General features: G+C 68.2%; 9 protein-coding genes and 1 tRNA gene. 6 read left to right on the top strand and 4 right to left on the bottom strand.

Going from position 1 to position 17,540, the window contains the following annotated elements; all coding sequences use genetic code 11:
* Positions 1-86: 86 nt before the first annotated feature.
* Entirely contained in the window at positions 87-1,088 is a 1,002-nt protein-coding gene (locus KIP79_RS36800) for a hypothetical protein (protein ID WP_214109615.1), read from the bottom strand.
* A 134-nt stretch (positions 1,089-1,222) separates the two neighbouring features.
* On the opposite strand from KIP79_RS36800, the gene KIP79_RS36795 reads away from it, so the two are divergent.
* Positions 1,223-2,488, top strand: coding sequence for an SLC13 family permease (locus KIP79_RS36795; RefSeq protein ID WP_214109614.1), 1,266 nt, complete (start codon positions 1,223-1,225; stop codon positions 2,486-2,488).
* Between the two features lie 51 nt (positions 2,489-2,539).
* Here the strand turns inward: KIP79_RS36795 and KIP79_RS36790 are convergent, their stop codons facing one another.
* Positions 2,540-3,235 carry a hypothetical protein gene (locus tag KIP79_RS36790; protein WP_214109613.1) on the bottom strand — a complete coding sequence of 232 codons (696 nt, stop codon included), beginning with the start codon at positions 3,233-3,235 and terminating at the stop codon, positions 2,540-2,542.
* A 311-nt stretch (positions 3,236-3,546) separates the two neighbouring features.
* On the opposite strand from KIP79_RS36790, the gene KIP79_RS36785 reads away from it, so the two are divergent.
* The 4 genes from KIP79_RS36785 (at position 3,547) to KIP79_RS36770 (ending at position 14,962) form a co-directional block, all read left to right on the top strand.
* The gene (locus KIP79_RS36785) at positions 3,547-4,446 is read left to right on the top strand and encodes a COG1361 family protein (RefSeq protein WP_214109612.1); all 900 of its coding nucleotides are present in this window, start codon (positions 3,547-3,549) and stop codon (positions 4,444-4,446) included.
* Positions 4,439-13,492, top strand: a complete 9,054-nt coding sequence (locus tag KIP79_RS36780; RefSeq protein ID WP_214109611.1) for a DUF7927 domain-containing protein — start codon at positions 4,439-4,441, stop codon at positions 13,490-13,492. Before KIP79_RS36785 ends, KIP79_RS36780 begins: the two co-directional genes overlap by 8 nt.
* A gap of 94 nt (positions 13,493-13,586) precedes the next feature.
* Complete coding sequence (locus KIP79_RS36775; protein WP_214109610.1) at positions 13,587-14,108, top strand: hypothetical protein; 522 nt, start codon at positions 13,587-13,589, stop codon at positions 14,106-14,108.
* A gap of 149 nt (positions 14,109-14,257) precedes the next feature.
* A complete protein-coding gene (locus KIP79_RS36770) occupies positions 14,258-14,962 on the top strand; it encodes a DUF11 domain-containing protein (RefSeq protein WP_214109609.1) in 705 nt (234 codons plus the stop codon).
* A 17-nt stretch (positions 14,963-14,979) separates the two neighbouring features.
* On the opposite strand, the gene KIP79_RS36765 is transcribed toward KIP79_RS36770, so the two are convergent.
* Both KIP79_RS36765 and KIP79_RS36760 read right to left on the bottom strand, forming a co-directional pair.
* Positions 14,980-16,209, bottom strand: a complete 1,230-nt coding sequence (locus KIP79_RS36765) for a hypothetical protein (RefSeq protein ID WP_214109608.1) — start codon at positions 16,207-16,209, stop codon at positions 14,980-14,982.
* Positions 16,210-16,825: 616 nt separating this feature from the next.
* A tRNA-Tyr gene (locus KIP79_RS36760) sits at positions 16,826-16,910 on the bottom strand.
* A gap of 101 nt (positions 16,911-17,011) precedes the next feature.
* Here KIP79_RS36760 and KIP79_RS36755 point away from each other — a divergent pair.
* A complete protein-coding gene (locus KIP79_RS36755; RefSeq protein WP_214109607.1) occupies positions 17,012-17,512 on the top strand; it encodes a GNAT family N-acetyltransferase in 501 nt (166 codons plus the stop codon).
* Positions 17,513-17,540: the final 28 nt, after the last annotated feature.

The raw sequence follows: 17,540 nt of genomic DNA, 5'->3' as shown, positions 1-17,540 counted from the left end.
CGCCCCCCGCCCACCCCGGCGGAGCCGGGCCTCCGGCCGGAGGCCGGACAAAGGTGGGTGGGAGTTCCACGGTAATCGACCGGTGATTATTCACCGGGCAACCACCAGGTCCATACCTTGGAGTGGATTTTGAATGAGTCGATTACTGAGGTGGTGCCGGTGGTTGGGTCCAGGCGGTGGGCCGATGCGCCGGTGGTGGTGCCGGCGGTGTTGCTTCGTAGTTCCCAGAGGGTGAGTTGGTCGTCGCCGGTCCAGAAGAGTCGGTGGGCGTACTCGTTCTTGGCCACCTTGACGCGGACCGGGTCGCCGACGGTGTCCGCGGTCAGGTCGTACACGCGCAGGGTCTGGGTGCTCTTCGGGCTGGTCACGATGAGGGCCACCGTGCTGCCGTCGTCGGACAGGGCCAGCGGCGCGTTGTTGGCCACGATCTGGGGAACCACCTGGCTGTTCTCCTTGACGCCCTGGGCGTCGAACACGGCGAACTCGGTGGTGTTCTCGTCGGTGTAGCGGGTGACCAGCAGGTGTTCCCCGTTGGGGCTGAAGCCCTGCATGTTGGCGTTCCCGGGCAGGGTGCGGGTGGTACCCGCGGCCACATCGACGATCAGCGAAGGCCGGCGAGCGCCCTCGTCGAAGTAGTCGATCACCAGCAGGTTCCCGTCCTCGGACAGAAAGGTGTCCACATCGGACATGCCGATACCCTTGGGCAGCTTCGCCGCCTTGGACGGCAGGGTACGCACCTTGTTGTTCCGCAGGTCCCGGACGACCAGCCGATTGTCGGACTTGCGGAAGTAGGCCACATGCGCGCCGTCCCCGCTCAGCGCGATCGTGGTGGAGGACTCCTTGTCAGTCCTGCCCGCCGCGTCCACCGGGAAGACCTGAGCGTCCGGCAGCGCCACCTTCTTCCCGGTCCGCGTTGTCACGGTCCACGGCCCGCACGGCACCGTGTAGTCCTTCTTCGGGCAGCTGTTCACCCAGACGTACCTGGCGACCCCGGAGGCGGCTCCCGTTCGCGCCTCCGCGACCCCCGGCAGCGCGGCGACGGCCGCCGCGGCGACCGCGAGCATCGCTAACGATTTCCCGAGCTTCATGTCAATTCCTTTCGTCACCTGGATAGATGCGGGCGGCACACGAAAGGTTCCTCACGAATCCGTCTCAGTTGGCGACGGACCCGCGAACGTGACCCGACAGGGCGGTGAAACCGGGATCTTCCACGAAGGAGCGGGTGACCACGTTCCAGGGGCGGCGTGGAACGATGTGCTGGTCGCGCGGCTGGGAGGGCGCTGCTCTGGAGATCTTGTGTGTCGTGCTGCTGGTCGCGGTACTGGCGAGCGCGGTGATCCGGCCGTTCGGGCTACCGGAGGCCGTCGTGTCGGCACCGGCCGCCGCGATCGTGGTGGCGGCGGGGGCGATCTCCTGGGGGCAGGCGCGGCAGGAGATCGAGCGGCTCACGCCCGTGGTGGCGTTCCTGGGCGCGGTGCTCGTCCTGGCCCGGCTCTGCGCCGACGAGGGACTGTTCGAGGCGTGCGGGGCCTGGATGGCCCGTGCCTCCGGACGGCGGCTGCTGACCTCGGTGTTCGGGCTGGCCTCGGCGGTCACCGTGGTGCTCAGCCTGGACGCCACCGTGGTGCTGCTCACCCCCGTTGTCTTCGCCACGGCGGCGCGGCTCGGCGTACGGCCCAAGCCCCACGTGTACGCCTGCGGCCACCTGGCCAACACGGCCTCGCTGCTGTTGCCGGTCTCCAACCTGACCAACCTGCTGGCCTTCGCGGCCAGCGGGCTGAGCTTCACCCGGTTCGCGGCGTTGATGACACTGCCGTGGCTGGGGGCGATCCTCGTGGAGTACGTCGTTTTCCGCCGGTTCTTCGCGGGAGAGCTGGACGCCGGGAGGCCCGCTGGCGGGTCTGTCGAGATGCCGATGTTCGCGCTGGTCACGGTGGCCTGCACGCTTGCCGGTTTCGTGGTGACCTCGGCGTTCGGACTGGGACCCGTCTGGGCCGCCGCCGCCGGGGCCCTGGTGCTCGGCGTGCGCTCCCTCGCCCGGGGGAACACCACTCCGCGGGCGATCCTGGACGCCGCCGCGCTGCCGTTTCTGGTGTTCGTGCTGGCGCTGGGGGTCGTCGTGCGTGCTGTGGTCGATCACGGTCCCGACCTCGGGTGGTTCTTTCCAGCGGGGGACAGCCTGCCGGCTCTGCTCGGAGTGGCCGCGCTCGCCGCCGTGCTCGCCAACCTGATCAACAATCTGCCCGCCGTGCTTGTCCTCCTTCCCCTCACCAGCGGACCCGCCGCCGTGCTCGCCGTGCTGATCGGGGTCAACATCGGGCCCAACCTCACCTACGCCGGGTCCCTGGCCACGCTGCTCTGGCGGCGTATCGCCCATGAACAGGTACGCCTCTCGGAATTCACACGGCTTGGCTTGCTCACCGTTCCGGCGGGGATAGTGGTTTCCGTAGTCGCGCTGTGGGTGTCTATTCGGGTGCTCGGAACCTAGTTTTTCCGAAAGGCCCCCGACCGCGAATAAGCGGTCAGGGGCCGGGTGGGATCAGTCGTTCTCGCTTTTCCGGGAGACCAGAATGAGCAGGACGCCGGCGAGGATGGCGGTCAGGGCGCTTGATATCGCCAGGATGAGACGCCGGGTGTCGATGCCGCTGTATGGCAGGGCGGGCGATTGGTGTATCTGGGTGTTGCCGGTCGAATTCACGTCGCCTGAATGATGAATTGAGCCATCGTGGGTGACCTGCCCGGTGTGGGTGGTGTGACCTTCGTGGACTGCATTGCCGTGGTGGATCGCATCCCCGTGGTGGGTTGAGTTGCCTTGGTGGGTTGAGTTGCCTTGGTGGGTTGAGTTGCCTTGGTGGGTTGAGTTGCCTTGGTGGGTTGAGGTTCCGTCGTGAGGGTGGGTCATCCCGGGGTCGAACCAACCCTGGTGAGGGGCCTCGTCCGGGCGGTGTACCGGTCGGATGACGTAGGGCCCGCCGGAGCCGGGATACTGCGGATTCGTGCCCGGTTGCTGCGGGTGCGTGCCGGGCTGGTGTGGATCCGTCCCCGGTGGCGGTGGGTCGGTGCCGGGAGGCAGGACTCGTACCGAGACCTTGATGCCTCCCAGCGGATGCTCCTCCTGCGCGTTCGGGCTATCCGGGCGGATGGTGTGGGCTGCGGCCGGGCTCAAGGGCAGGCAGAGGGCGGTCAGCACTGCGAGCTGCGCCCCCGTGACCACCAATATGGTGTTTTTTGCCATTAATCCCCCAAAAATGGCGACTATGTCTGCGTGTGGATATGAACTGGGAAATGCTGCCCCGCTAGATTTACCCAGTTGGCAGGGGATGTCACTAAGAGCTGTCTTTGGTCGGGTATTTTCTGTTCTTCGGACAATCTGTTCCCGTGTCAAGACCTTTTTGAGAGAAAGCGAAGGGAGTCCACGGTAGGACGCGAGCGGGAGTCTTGGTGATCAAGTGGATAGCTTCTGGAATTGATCACCGTATGGAGCGTCTTACCTTGCACCAGAACCGTCAAAATTCTCGACATGTCCCATTGCGCCGAATGCTGGCGATGGGCATCTCGCTGGGCCTGCTCTGGGCAGGTTGCCCCGCCCCCGCCGCGTCCGAGCCCGTACCGGACTTCTCGCTGGAGGTGAGCCCGACCCGCCTGACCATTCCGGCGGGAAAGGCGTCCACCGCCCAGGAGTTCCAACTGATCAACAAGGGCCGCGCGGCCTTCGACGTCACCGTGGAGAAAGCCGACTTCACCACAGGGGAGGACGGTTCGCTGAGGTTCCAGCCGCAGGCCCCGTTCGCCGCCGCGGCCTGGGCGCGCGTCGAACCGTCCAGCCTGCGGGTGGAGCCGGGCACCACCCGGAAGGTCACCCTCCGGGTAGACGTGCCGCCCGCGCCGGAACCGGGAGACCACCAGTTCGCGGTGATCTTCAAGGTGCCGGCGGGCGACAACGGCTCGAACATCCGGATCAACCGCGGCGTGGCCGCCCCGGTCTTCGTCGCCGTGCCCGGCGCCGTGGACACCTCGGCCGAGATCGCCGGTCTGACCGCCCCGGAGTACGTGCTGGGCGGACCGGTGCCGATCACCGCGCGCATCCGCAGCCTCGGCACCGTGCACCGGGACTTCCGCGGCGCCGGGCGGCTCCAGGCCCAGGTCGGCGGAGAGTCGGTGGCGTTCCCCGACTTCACTGTGGTCCGTGGCGCCACCCGCGAGGTGACCACCCTCTGGGATCCGCCGCTGGTCTGCTTCTGCGACGTCACGGTCGCGGTGGACACCCCGGGCCCGGGCGTGCGCTCGGCCACGGTGCCGATCATCGTCTTCCCGCTGCACCTGGCCATGATCCTGGTCGTCGTCCTGCTGACCCTGCTGCTGGCCGGGTGGCTGGTACGGCGCCGCCGCCGCGCGAAGGCCACCGCCGCCGCGCTGAACGGGATGACAGACACCATCCATGCTTAGCCATCGCCTCGCCCGCGGCGCCGCTCGCCGCCTGATCTCGCAGGCTGTCGTCCTGGGCCTGCTCGGCTCCACCGCCAGCGCGTCCCTGATCGGCCTGTCCGCGCCTTCCGCGTCCGCGGCCGGCACCCTGCTGTTCAACCAGCCGTTCAAAAACAACACAGCCGATTCCACCTATCCGGTGACGCTGCCCGCACTGCCCACCGGGCAGAGCGGCACCAACACCGCCTGCCTGACCGCCGTCGGCAACCCCAACGGCTCCGGCCTGCACAGCTGCTCCACCAACACCGACGCGGCCGGGCTGGGCACGCTCCGCCTCACCAACACCAGCACCAGCCAGGAAGGCGGCCTGTTCGGCGCGATCAGTGTGCCCACCTCCCAGGGCCTGGACGTGACGTTCAACGCCTACCAGTACGGTGGCACCGGCGCGGACGGCCTGACCTTCGTGGCCGCCGCCGTGGACCCGACCAATCCGCTGCCCCCGGCCAACATCGGCCGCAGCGGCGGATCGCTGGGCTACTCGGCCGGCAGCGCCGGCCCCGGCCTGGCCAACGCCTACCTGGGCTTCGGCTTCGACGTCTACGGCAACTTCAGCAACAGCGTCTACCAGGGCAGCGGCTGCACCAACCCGGCGTACATCAGCACCACCGGCGGCAGGGTGCCCGGCCAGGTCGTGGTGCGCGGGCCGGGGGCGGGCACGGTCGGCTACTGCGCGATCAACAGCACCGCCACCTCGACCAGTTCGCCCGCGGTCGCGCTGCGGGGCAGTACCCGGGCCGCCTCCGTGGTTCCGGTCGAGATCGTGATCAACCCCACCGCCGCCGGCGTGACCACAGCCTCGGGCCTGACCGTGGCGGCCGGTCACTACAAGCTGGTGCTCACCCCGGTGGGTGGCACGGCCAAGTCGCTGGACGGCACGCTCCCGACCGTTTCCTCCACGCTCTATCCCTCCTCGTCCTGGCTCAACTCGGCGGGGGTCCCCCGGCAGCTGGCCTTCGGCTGGGTGGGCTCGACCGGCTCGCTCACCGACTTCCACGAGATCGACAGCGTCAAGGTGGTGAGCTTCAACCCCGTCCCCGTGCTCGACGTCGCCCAGACGAGTTACGTCGGGTCCTCGCCGCAGCCGGGCGCCCCGGTGACGTACACCGTGACCGCCGGGGTGGACTCCTCCGGGGCGAACGAGAGCTCCGCGATCTCCATCACCGAGACGGTGCCGTCCGGCGTGGTGCCCCTGGGTGCGTACGGGACAGGCTGGACCTGCCAGGCGCCGTCCGGACAGCAGATCACCTGTACCAACAACAACGCGCCGTACACAGCGGGGACGACGCTGCAGCCAGTGACCGTGGTGGGCATCGTCACGGGCAGCAGTGTCACGCCCGCCCTCATTCAGTCGTCCTCCACGGTGACCGCCTCATCGAACGAGGCCAATCCCGATATCGCCCAGTCGACCACGGCCGGGACGGTGCCCACCGCGCCCTCCGGGATCACCGTCACCCCCGCCACCAGCACGATCGCGGGCGGCATTGCGGTCACCGTCGGGGGCTCCAACATCTCCGGCGCGACGGCCATCGAGATCGGCACCACCGCCGAGCTGCAGGCGGGCACGCCCGTCGTCCTGCTGCCGTGCCAGTCGGGACCCGCGGCCGGATGTTTCACCGTCAACGCCAACGGCACCCTGAGCATCTCCTCCATGCCCGCCCGAAGTTCGGCGGCCACGGTCAACGTGACCGTGGTGACGCAGGGCGTCGCCGGTCAGGCGAGCTATGTCTACACCGACAAACCCGGCACCCCGGCCGCGCCCACCGCGACCGCCGGCGTCACCAGCGCCACCGTGACCTGGACGGCTCCCGAGAGCCACGGCAGCACGATCACCGGGTACGTCGTGACGCCGTACCTCAACGGGGTCGCCCAGACCCCGGTGTCCTACGACGCCTCCACCACCACCCGGACGCTGACCGGGCTGACGGCCGGAGCCTCCTACACCTTCACGGTGGCGGCGGTGAACGCCATCGGCACCGGTACGGCGAGCGCGCAGTCCAACGCGGTCGTGCCGTACACGGTGCCCGGGCAGCCGACCATCACCTCGGCCACCGCCGGGGACGGCTCGGCCACGCTGACCTGGACCGCCCCCTCGTCCAACGGGGGAAGCGCGATCACCTCGTACGTGGTCACGCCGCGCATCGGCGGGGTGGCCCAGACACCGCAGACCTTCTCCAGCACGGCCACCACGCAGACGGTCACCGGGCTGACCCCGGGCACCGCCTACACCTTCACGGTCACCGCGGTGAACGCGGCGGGGTCCGGACCGGCCTCGGCCCCGTCCAGCACGGTGACACCCAACGCCAACCCGTCGCTGACCTTCCCGGCGCCCCCGAACGGGCAGGTGGGCGTGGCCTACAGCGACCAGCTGACGGTCACCGGCGGCACGGCGCCCTTCACCTGGTCGCTCAGTTCGGGCACGCTGCCGCCGGGGCTCACCCTGAACAGCTCCACCGGACTGCTCTCCGGCACCCCGACGACGGCCGGCAGCTACCCCTTCACCGTGCAGGTCACCGACGCGAACAACCAGACCGCCACCAAGGCGGTGACCCTGGTCGTGGTGGCCAGCCCGACACTGACCTTCGCGGCGCCGCCGAGCGGCCAGGTCGGTCTGGCCTACAGCGACCAGCTGACCGTCTCCGGCGGCACCGCGCCGTACACCTGGTCGGTCAGCACGGGCAGCCTGCCGCCGGGGCTCACCCTGAACAGTTCCACGGGGTTGCTCTCGGGCACCCCGACGACGGTGGGCAGCTACGCCTTCACGGTCACGGTCGTGGACGCCAACAGCCAGCGCGACAACAAGGCGGTGACGCTCACCATCGGGGCGGGCCCGCTGGTCATCACCAAGACCGCCAACACCACGGCGGCCGCGGCGGGGACCGTGGTCAACTACACGATCACGGTCGGCAACACCAGCGCCGGCCCGTTCACCGGGGTCGCCTTCACCGATCCGCTGACCGGCGTGCTGGACGACGCCGCCTACAACAACGACGTGGCCGCCAGCGTGGGGTCGGCGGCGTACACCGATCCGAACGTGACCTGGACGGGCACCCTCGCGGCGGGGGCGACGGCCACCATCACCTACTCCGTCACCGTACGCACCGGGCATCCGGGCGACGGCACGCTCGCCAACACCGTCACCTCGGGGACGCTGGGCACCAACTGCGCCTCCGGAAGCGGCGACAGCCGGTGCCGCGCGTCGGTGAGCCTGCTCGAACTGACCATCACCAAGACCGCGGACAAGGCGACGCCGTCGCCGGGCGACACCGTGCACTACACGATCACGGTCAGCAACACCGGCCGGGCCGCCTACGCCCCCGCGAACATCTCCGACCCGCTCTCCGGCGTGCTGGACGACGCCGTCTACAACGGCGACGTCTCGGCCAGCACGGGCACGGCCTCCTACAGCGCTCCCGTGCTCGGCTGGAGCGGCAACCTGTCGGCGGGCGCGTCCGCGACCATCACCTACTCGGTGACGGTGAACAGCCCGGACAACGGGGACAAGAACCTGACCAACACGGTGACCTCCACCAGCGCGGGCAGCAACTGCCCGTCCGGCGGCACCGACCCGCGGTGCGCCAGGACCGTCACCGTGCTGATTCCCGGGCTGACGATCAACAGCGCCACCGACGTCACCACGGCCGTTCCCGGCGGGGTGGTGCGGTACACGATCACCGGCACCAACTCCGGCCAGACCTCCTTCACCAGTGCCAACTTCACGTTCGCGCTGCCGGGCGCGGCCAGCAACGCGACCTACAACAACGACGCGGCGGCCAGCTCGGGGAACCTGACGTTCAACCAGGACGGGACGGTGACCTGGTCGGGCGCGCTGGGCGTCGGGGAGACGGTGACCGCGACGGCGTCGGTGACGGTGAACAGCTCCACCACCACGGCCGGCACGCTGACCAGCACGGTCACCTCCACGACGCCGGGCAACAACTGCCCGGTCGGTGGCTCGGCTCCGGCCTGCTCCACCAGCGTGCAGATCCTGCTGCCCCAGCTCACCATCACCGCCGCCGCCGGTACCGGCACGGCCGAGCCGGGTCAGCAGGTCACCTACACGGTGACGGTGGCCAACACGGGGCAGGCGCCGTACGTGGGGGCGTCGTTCACCGACTCGCTCGCCGCGGTGCTGACCGACGCGGTGTACAACAACGACGCGGTCGCCTCCAGCGGCACGGTCGGCTACAGCTCGCCCAACCTCACCTGGACCGGCAACCTGGCCGTCGGGGCGAGCGCCACCGTGACCTTCACGGTGACCGTGCGCGACCCGTACGTCGGGGACACCGGCATGGTCAACCGGGTGACCTCCAGCACGCAGGGGAACAACTGCCCGGCCGGGAACACCGACAGCCGGTGCCGCGCTGCGGTCACCATCCTGGTCCCGGCCCTCACCATCACCAAGACCGCCAACACCGCCACGGTGGTGCAGGGGGGCACGGTCGGTTACACGGTGACGGTGGCCAACACGGGGCAGACGCCGTACACGGGGGCGAGCGTCACCGACGCGCTGACCGGGGTGCTGGACGACGCGGTGTTCAACAACGACGCAGCGGCCTCCAGCGGCACGGTCGGCTACAGCGCGCCCAACCTCACCTGGACGGGCAACCTGGCCGTCGGGGCCACGGCCACGATCACCTACAGCATGACCGTGCGCAACCCCGACCCGGGTGACGGGCTGCTCAGCAACGCGGTCACCTCGGCCGCGTACGGGAACAACTGCCCGTCCGGGAGCACCGACACCCGTTGTGCGGTCACCGTGCGGCTGTCCCGGCTGGTGCTCCAGCAGGCGTACACCACGGCCACCACCACGCCGGGGTCGGTGATCCAGCTGAACGCGACCTTCAGCAACACCGGGCAGACGCCGTACAACGGGATCAGCGTCTTCGCCGGCAGCGCGGACACCGTGGACGACGCGGTGCCCACCGGTGACCAGACGGCCAGTTCTGGCACGCTCTCGCTCGGCCCGACCGGCATCACCTGGACCGGGAGCATCCCGGTGGGCGGTGTGGTCACGGTGACCGGCACGCTCACCGTGAAGAACCCCGACCCGGGCAACAAGATCATCACGGGGACGCTGGTCTCCAGCGCCGCCGGGAACAACTGTCCCTCCGGTGGCAGTGACCCGCAGTGCACCGCCCAGGTGGATGTGCTGGTGCCCGCGTTGTCCATCACCAAGGTCGCGGACACCGCCACCACGGTGCCCGGCGGGACCGTCAACTACACGGTCACGGTGAGCAACACCGGGCAGACGCCGTACCCGGGGGCGCAGGTCGCCGACGACCTGTCGGCGGTGCTGGACGACGCCGGCTACAACGGCGACGCGGTCGCCTCGGCCGGTACGGTCACCTACGACAGCCCCGTCCTGACCTGGACCGGGAACCTGCCGGTGGGTGGCGAGGCAGTCGTCACCTTCAGTGTCACCGTGCTCAACCCGAGTCCGGGCAACAAGCGGCTGCACAACGTGGTCAGCTCCAGCGCCGTCGGCAGCAGCTGCCCGCCGGGCTCGGCTGGTTCGGGCTGTTTCACCAACGTGACCGTGCTGACCCCGGCGCTGACCATCGTCAAGTCCGCCGACTCCGACGCCGCGGCGCCCGGCGAGACCGTCACCTACACCCTCAAGGTCACCAACAGCGGGCAGACCTCGTACACGGGGGCGAACCTCGCCGATTCGCTGAGCGGGGTGCTGGACGACGCCGTCTACAACAACGACGTCTCGGCCTCCACCGGCACGGCCGGCTACACCGCGCCCAACGTGACCTGGACCGGCAACCTGGCCGTCGGCGCGTCCGCGACCATCACCTACTCGGTGACGGTGGACAACCCGGACCTGGGGGACAAGAGCCTGGTCAACACCACCACCTCCACGACAGCGGGCAGCAACTGCGCGGTGGGATCGACCGACTCGCGGTGCTCGCTGACCACGCCGGTCGCCGACGTGAGCGACCTGACGTTCAGCAAGGACACCGACAGGACCTCGGTCGCGCCCGGCGGCACCGTCACCTACACGATCACCGTCACCAACTCGGCGGCGGAGCCCTACCTGGGGGCGACCTTCACCGACTCGCTGAGCGGGGAACTGGACGACGCCGTCTACAACAACGACGCCGTCGCCACCGCGGGGACCGTCGGCTACACCGCGCCCAACCTCACCTGGACGGGCAACGTCCCGGCCAGCGGATCGGTCACCGTCACCTACAGCGTGACCGCGAACGGGAACGGCGACAAGATCCTTACCGACACGCTGACCTCCACCTCCCCGGGCGGCAACTGCCCGGTGGGCGGCAGCGACCCGCGCTGCGCGGAGACGGTCACCGTGTCCGTCCTGACCATCGGCGTCAGCGCCAACGCCGGCACCACCACGCCGGGTGGGGCCATCCAGTTCACCAGCACCTTCACCAACACCGGGCAGACGCCGTACGAGGGCATCAGCATCGCCTTCCCGGGGGGCGACCTGATCGACGACGTTCTCCCCGGGGTCGAGACGGTGACCTCGGGGACCCTCTCGAGCGACCACGGACTGGTCTGGACAGGGAACATCCCGGTCGGCGGCGTGGTGACGATGAGCTCGACCTTCACCGTCCGGAACCCGGACCCGGGCAACCGCGTCGCGCGGATGTCGGCGATCTCCGACACCCCGGGCAGCAACTGCCCGACCGGCAACGCCAACCCGGCCTGCTCGGCGTCCGTGCAGGTGCTGATCCCGGCGCTGACCATCACCAAGAGCGCGAGCGCGCCCACCGCCGTGCCCGGGGGAAGCGTCACCTACACCATCACCCTGGAGAACACGGGCGAGACGCCGTACACCGGGATCAGCGTCACCGATCCGCTCGCCGGCCTGCTCGACGACGCCGTCTACAACGGCGACGCCTCCGCGACCACCGGGGACGTGTCGTACGCCGACCAGGTCCTCACCTGGACCGGTGACCTCGCGGAGACGGCGACGGCGACGATCACCTACTCGGTGACCGTGCGCGACCCCGATCCCGGCGACAAACTGATGGCCAACACGCTCACCTCGACCGCACCCGGCAGCACCTGCCCGGCGGGCGCACCCGCGACGGGCTGCATCGCCACGGTGGTCGTGCTCACCCCCGCGCTGACCATCGTGAAGACCGCGGACACCGCCACCACCGCGCCGGGCGCCACCGTGGGCTACACCATCACGGTGCAGAACACCGGCCAGACCGCCTACCCGGCCGCGTCGCTGACCGACGCGCTGTCGGGGGTGCTGGACGACGCGGCGTACAACAACGACGCGGACGCCACCAGCGGTTCGGTGACCAGGACCGGCTCCGACCTCACCTGGACCGGCGCGCTCGCCACGGGCGCGTCCGCGACCATCACCTACTCGGTGACAGTGCAAGGCGGCGGGGACAACATCCTGTCCAACACGGTGACCTCACCGGCCTCGGGCGCGAACTGCCCGGACGGCGGCACCGACCCGCGTTGCGCGGCCCGGGTGCCCGTCTCCGTGCTCACGTTCACCAGTACGGCGGACACGACCACGGCCATCCCCACCCAGGTGGTGCGGTACACGGTGACGTTCACCAACTCCGGCCAGGTCGCCCAGCCCACCGCGAACTTCACCTTCGCCCTGGCGGACGCCCTGGACAACGCCACCTACAACAACGACGCAGTGGTGAACTCAGGGAACCTGACCTTCAACCCGGACGGATCGGTCGTCTGGACGGGGCCGCTCGGCCTCGGGGAGACCGCGACCGCCACGGCCTCGATCACCGTGAACAACCCGCCCACCGGCGGGAGCACGATGACCAGCCTGGCCAGTTCCACCACACCGGGCAACGACTGCCCGGTCGGGAGCACCGACCCGGCCTGCAGGACCTCGGTCGAGGTCCTGATTCCGGAGCTCACCATCACCAAGTCGGCCGACGCCGTGACCGCGGTGCCGGGTCAGACGGTCGCCTACACGGTGACGGTGGCCAACACGGGGGAGGCGCCGTACACGGGGGCCCAGATCAGCGACTCGCTCGACGTGACCGACGCCGTCTACAACAACGACGCCGTCGCCTCCACCGGCACGACCGGATACACCGCGCCCAACCTGACCTGGACCGGCGACCTCGGTGTGGGGGAGACCGCCGTCATCGGCTACACGGTGACCGTTCGTGATCCGTACCTGGGGGACACCCTGATGACGAACACGGTGAGCTCCACCACGCTGGGGAGCACCTGTTCCTCCGGGAACTGTTCGGCGCTGGTGACCGTGCTGATCCCGGCCCTCACCCTGTCCGTGAGCACCGATCCGGCGTCCATCGTGGCGGGGGGCACAGTCCGGTACACCGTCACGGTGGCCAACACGGGGCAGACGCCGTACACGGGGGCGAGCTTCACCAACGCCCTGGCCGGGGTGCTGGACGACGCGGTCTACAACAACGACGCCGTCGCCTCCTCTGGCACGGCCGGTTACACCGCGTCCAACCTGACCTGGACCGGCGACCTGGCCGTCGGCGCGACGGCCACCGTCACCTACACCGTGACCACCCGCGCTCCCAGCGGCGGGGACGCCGTTCTGGTCGACTCGGTCGTCTCCGACGACGCCGGGAGCACCTGTCCGACCGGCGGCGCCGACGCGCGCTGCGCGAGCAGCATGTCCATCACCGCGGAGAGCCTCGCCCTAGCCGATATCACCAGCGGGTTTACGCTGACCGGAACACCACGGTCGACCGTACGCGGGGACGGGGCGGTCACCTACACGGTGACCACCAACAGTCCCGGCGGGTACGTCGTCACGGTGCGGGCGGCCTCGCCGGAGTTCACCTCGCCGGACACCAGCGCCACCATTCCGATCTCGGCCATGAAGGTACGGGAGAGCGGGACGGCGGACTTTCAGCCGCTTTCCTCGGTCGGCGTGGTCTCCGTTCATGAGCAGGACACACCGTCCGCGCCCCATGGCGACCAATTGAGTACGGATTACGAGGTCGATATCCCATTCGTTCCCTCTGGGACTTATTCGGCGACCCTTGACTATATTGCCACCAGCCAGTGAAGTCGTACCTGAAAATATGATCTGCCGGGTTTATTTGGCGGACTAATTGGTGATCATCTGAGAGCAGTCGGAAAGATGCTAGGAGGAGATTGATATGTCTAAATTTCGGATTGCCGGTCTTTCTGTGGCTCTCGCCGGGGCGGCGGTCATGGGCGTCCTGCACGCCGGTGTTCACCCGGCGGCGGCCGACACCGACACGGGGGACACGACGGCCAACGTGGAGGTCACCTCATCGATCACGTTGAGCGACCTCACCGCGGCCTTCACCCTGACCGGCTCGCCCGGCCAGACCCCCACCCAGCCGGTGTCCATGCGCGTCACCACCAACAACTTCGCGGGCTACAACGTCACCGTCGCCCCCGCCACGGCCAACCTGGCCGGCGCCATCGTGGGCAACACCGACGTGATTCCGTCCAGCGATCTGGAGGTCCAGGGCCCGGCGCAGGCCGCCACCTTCGCCGCCCTGACCTTTGGCACCCCGCTGGTGGTGGCCACCAAGGAGTCCCCCTCGGCGGAGGCCGGCGACGTGATCAACAACACCTACCGGATGGCCATTCCTTTCGTCCGCCCCGACACCTACACCACGACTCTCAACTACATCGCTTCCACGCTCTGACGAAAACATTTCCCCCGGAATTGTCTCCGGGGTGAAGACACACCCTCTTTCGGGCCGGTGGATTCCCATCCACCGGCCCTATCATTGGTCCGGCCTCGGCTTTCCCTGAAATTCAAAGACCTGATTTCCACCCATAAGGTATTTAACCCATGCCCTTCCACCTCGCCCACGGCATCTCTCGACACCACGCCTCCCGCGCAGTCCTGGCACTCGCCCTGGCATTGCCCACGGCATTCACCCTGGCGTCCCCTTCCACGGCTGCCGCCGAGCCTCCCACTCCCCACGAAGCGACCCAGTCAGCCAAGGGGACCGGAGCGGATGAAGCACCAGGGAAAACCGAAGCCCGGAAAGCCAAGCCCGCACCCGGCTACGCCCTGACCATCGCCATCGACAACGGACACACCACCGCAAGCCAGGGCGACCGACTCACCTACACCATCCAGGTCACCAACACCGGCCCGCAGGACTCTCCCGACCTCACCATCTCCCAAACCCTCGTCCCCGGCCTCAAACTTCTCTCCACCACACCCCCCGCCAAGAACACCCAGGACCGCATCACCTGGACCCGCACCCTCCCCGCAGGCGAAAAGGCCGAATTCAAGACCACCGCCGAGGTCGGCGACCTCCCCGCCAACCTCCAACGCCTCGCCATCGTGGCCTGCGCCACCAAGAAGAACACCAACCACCCCATCGTCTGCGCCACCCACACCGCCCGCCTCCCAACTCCCACCACCCACCTCCAAAGCCACGTCCCGCCCGCCAGTCCCAGCCCTTGGTACTGGCTGGCAGGCGCTTCGGCCCTCCTCCTGGCAGGCGCGGCCTTCCTTCGCCGCCGCCTGTCCCGTCACCGCTGACGCCGCGGGCCGGTGATTCAGCCGTCCTGATCGAAATCAAGCGCCGCGAAACGAAGCCCCACGAGTAGCGGAACAGAACCGGAGTACCGAAAATCGGCCGGACAGGATGGGTTCACCACCGAAGCTCCGGCCAGCAGGTTCCGCTTCAGGGTCTTGAGGTTCACCGGGAAGGCGCGGATGCTGCCCGTGTACAGACGCTCCGAGACTTTCACCCGGCGGTCTTCGATATCTCTGGAGGAGATGGCGAGATAGGTCACGCCGAAGTACTCGGGCTTCGCGCCTCTTTCGATCCACCGGCCGCATCCGAGCACCCGCGTCCGCTGGATGTCCGGTCCGCTGATCCCTGTCTCCTCGGCCAGCTCCCGCTCCATCGCCCGAACCAGAAGGTCCTGCAACGAATCACCGCTCTTACAGTCACTCGGCGGGATGGTGCCACTACCTGACGGCGCGTACAGCACCTTGCTCGGAAGGTTGTTCCGGCTCTGAACGCAGACGACCACACATTCATCGGTGGTAATCGCCAAGGTCGACACACCGATGTGATTCGAGAGCCGGCTCTCCGAGAAACCTCGGAGCGTGCGCGTCCTGGGGTCGCAGACCTCTCTTTCGTACAGGTTGGTCTCGTCGCCCGTGTCAGTGTGAATGATCTTGTAGGTGCACAGCTCGTTGGAGCAGAGGCTGTCGAAGTAGCGGGTCACCCGGACGGTGGCGACGGGATGGCCCCCTGCCGCGCCGTCAAGAGAGATGTCCGAGGCCATGGCCATCAGTTCACCGTTGAAGACGATGCTTCCCTTGCTGGAGATCCTGAACGCCTGAGGCGCGAAAGCCTTCAGCTCGCGCGGAAGGCGGTAGGGCCTCTCGCCCAACCTCAGCGTGACGGGTCGTTCACGAAGGATTGCACTGGAGGCGTCGTCCACCAGAAATGTTCCCCGGTGCGGTACCTCCACCCACCTGACCATGCTGTTGCGATAGCGGGCCTTGAGGTCGGCCACCGGCAAACTCATCTTGACAAATTCGAACCGCGAACGCCTGATCACCGCCCCATGAATCTCCCGGCTGAAACTGATCAGTGTTGTCGTGACGCTCAACACCGTCAGCAGCAGTGCGAAGCTCAGGATCGTCGGACCCGAGGTGAGGAAGGTCAGAACAACTCCGAACGCCGCCACCGCCAGCGGCCATTCGGCAAGAAAAAAGAAGCTGACGTAGTGCCATCTCGCTCTCAGGCGTTGGCTGATCTCAAGCCACATGATGACACTCCGCCTGGCGGGAACACCTGTTGCCATACTGAACATGCCGCCTGTCACCGTCAACTCCCGATTGGCCGAGTATCCCTCATATTCACCATGGCCATTTTCGATCGCGCCCAGCCGAAGGCAAGGATAGCGGCGAAGTCCTGACTGATAGGACCTTGAGATGAGTACTACCGACAACCGGCCACTCGGGCGAATGTTCGCCGTTAAGAACCGTGACCGTTTCTCCAGCAGGCAATCCGAAAATTTCGGATTCGTCCGGTATCGCACATAAGTGCATGAATTGTCTCGGTCATGCTCTCCGGCTCCAGACCCTGAAGCCGGACACCTGAGCGCCGTCATCGAGCCCGAACGGCGACGGAACCGTTTGTGTCTGGTCGGCCCGCTGTGCCCGTCCAGCGGGCGGGTCAGAGCGTGAACGTGCTGCTATGCGCCCGCGCGAAGCGCCTCGATGGTCAAGTCGGCGGGGCCAATGTGCCGGATCTGGGACGCTACCCGCCCCTGATCACGGGAACGCATTGGGAGAGGCCACCCGTGGATGGTCGATGACAGCCGGACAGACGAGAACGGCCCTTGACCGGCGTACGCGCTGGTCAAGGGCCGTTTCTGCTGCTGGTGGCAGGTCCAGGATTCGAACCTGGGTAGGCTGAGCCGACGGATTTACAGTCCGCTCCCTTTGGCCGCTCGGGCAACCTGCCGTGTCTTCCGCTTGCGCGGCGACAGGTAGAAGAATAGCGGACTTCGCGGGTGCACGTGACACCGGTTTCCGGGCGTGTGGGTGGGTCCGGGATGCGGGAGGATGGGGCGCGTGATCAGGTGGGCCGAGGCGGATGATCTGCCGGGGCTGGCGGCGGTGGAGATCGCGGCGGACGGAGTGTTCGCGCGGGTGGGGATCTGCTTTCCGGCGGGGACGACCATGGTCGAGGAATGCACCTCCCCGGAGCTGGTGATCGTGGCCGGTCGGCCGGCGGTGGGGTTCGCGATGTACGGGTGGGTTGACGGGGCCGTACACCTTGAGCAGCTGGCGGTTCATCCCGAGCACGGGCGGCGTGGAATCGGGAGTGCGTTGCTGGCGGCGCTGTGCGACCATGCCTCGGCGGTGGCCGACGCGGTGACGCTGACGACCTTCCGGGATGTGCCGTGGAACGCGCCCTGGTACGCGCGGCGAGGCTTCGCCGTACAGGAGCCGCAGGGCTGGGGGCCGGAGATGAGGGCGCTGGTGGCGCGGGAGCGGGAGCTGGGGTTGGAGCTCGCGCCGCGTGTAGTGATGCGCAGGGTCCTGCGTGCTCCGGGCTATTAGGGTCGAAAGCAACAACGAGAGGATACGG

It is taken from the genome of Acrocarpospora catenulata (assembly GCF_018476525.1).
GTDB lineage: Bacteria > Actinomycetota > Actinomycetes > Streptosporangiales > Streptosporangiaceae > Acrocarpospora > Acrocarpospora catenulata.
Note: the sequence above shows the minus strand (reverse complement) of the source record. Positions and strands in the feature narration are given on the sequence as shown.

What these genes read in the sequence shown, in the direction of transcription:
- KIP79_RS36800 (WP_214109615.1), bottom strand. Translation starts at nt 1,088, where the DNA reads ATGAAGCTCGGGAAATCGTTAGCGATGCTCGCGGTCGCCGCGGCGGCC.
- KIP79_RS36790 (WP_214109613.1), bottom strand. Translation starts at nt 3,235, where the DNA reads ATGGCAAAAAACACCATATTGGTGGTCACGGGGGCGCAGCTCGCAGTG.
- KIP79_RS36785 (WP_214109612.1), top strand. Translation starts at nt 3,547, where the DNA reads ATGGGCATCTCGCTGGGCCTGCTCTGGGCAGGTTGCCCCGCCCCCGCC.
- KIP79_RS36780 (WP_214109611.1), top strand. Translation starts at nt 4,439, where the DNA reads ATGCTTAGCCATCGCCTCGCCCGCGGCGCCGCTCGCCGCCTGATCTCG.
- KIP79_RS36775 (WP_214109610.1), top strand. Translation starts at nt 13,587, where the DNA reads ATGTCTAAATTTCGGATTGCCGGTCTTTCTGTGGCTCTCGCCGGGGCG.
- KIP79_RS36770 (WP_214109609.1), top strand. Translation starts at nt 14,258, where the DNA reads ATGCCCTTCCACCTCGCCCACGGCATCTCTCGACACCACGCCTCCCGC.
- KIP79_RS36765 (WP_214109608.1), bottom strand. Translation starts at nt 16,209, where the DNA reads ATGTGGCTTGAGATCAGCCAACGCCTGAGAGCGAGATGGCACTACGTC.
- KIP79_RS36755 (WP_214109607.1), top strand. Translation starts at nt 17,012, where the DNA reads ATGGGGCGCGTGATCAGGTGGGCCGAGGCGGATGATCTGCCGGGGCTG.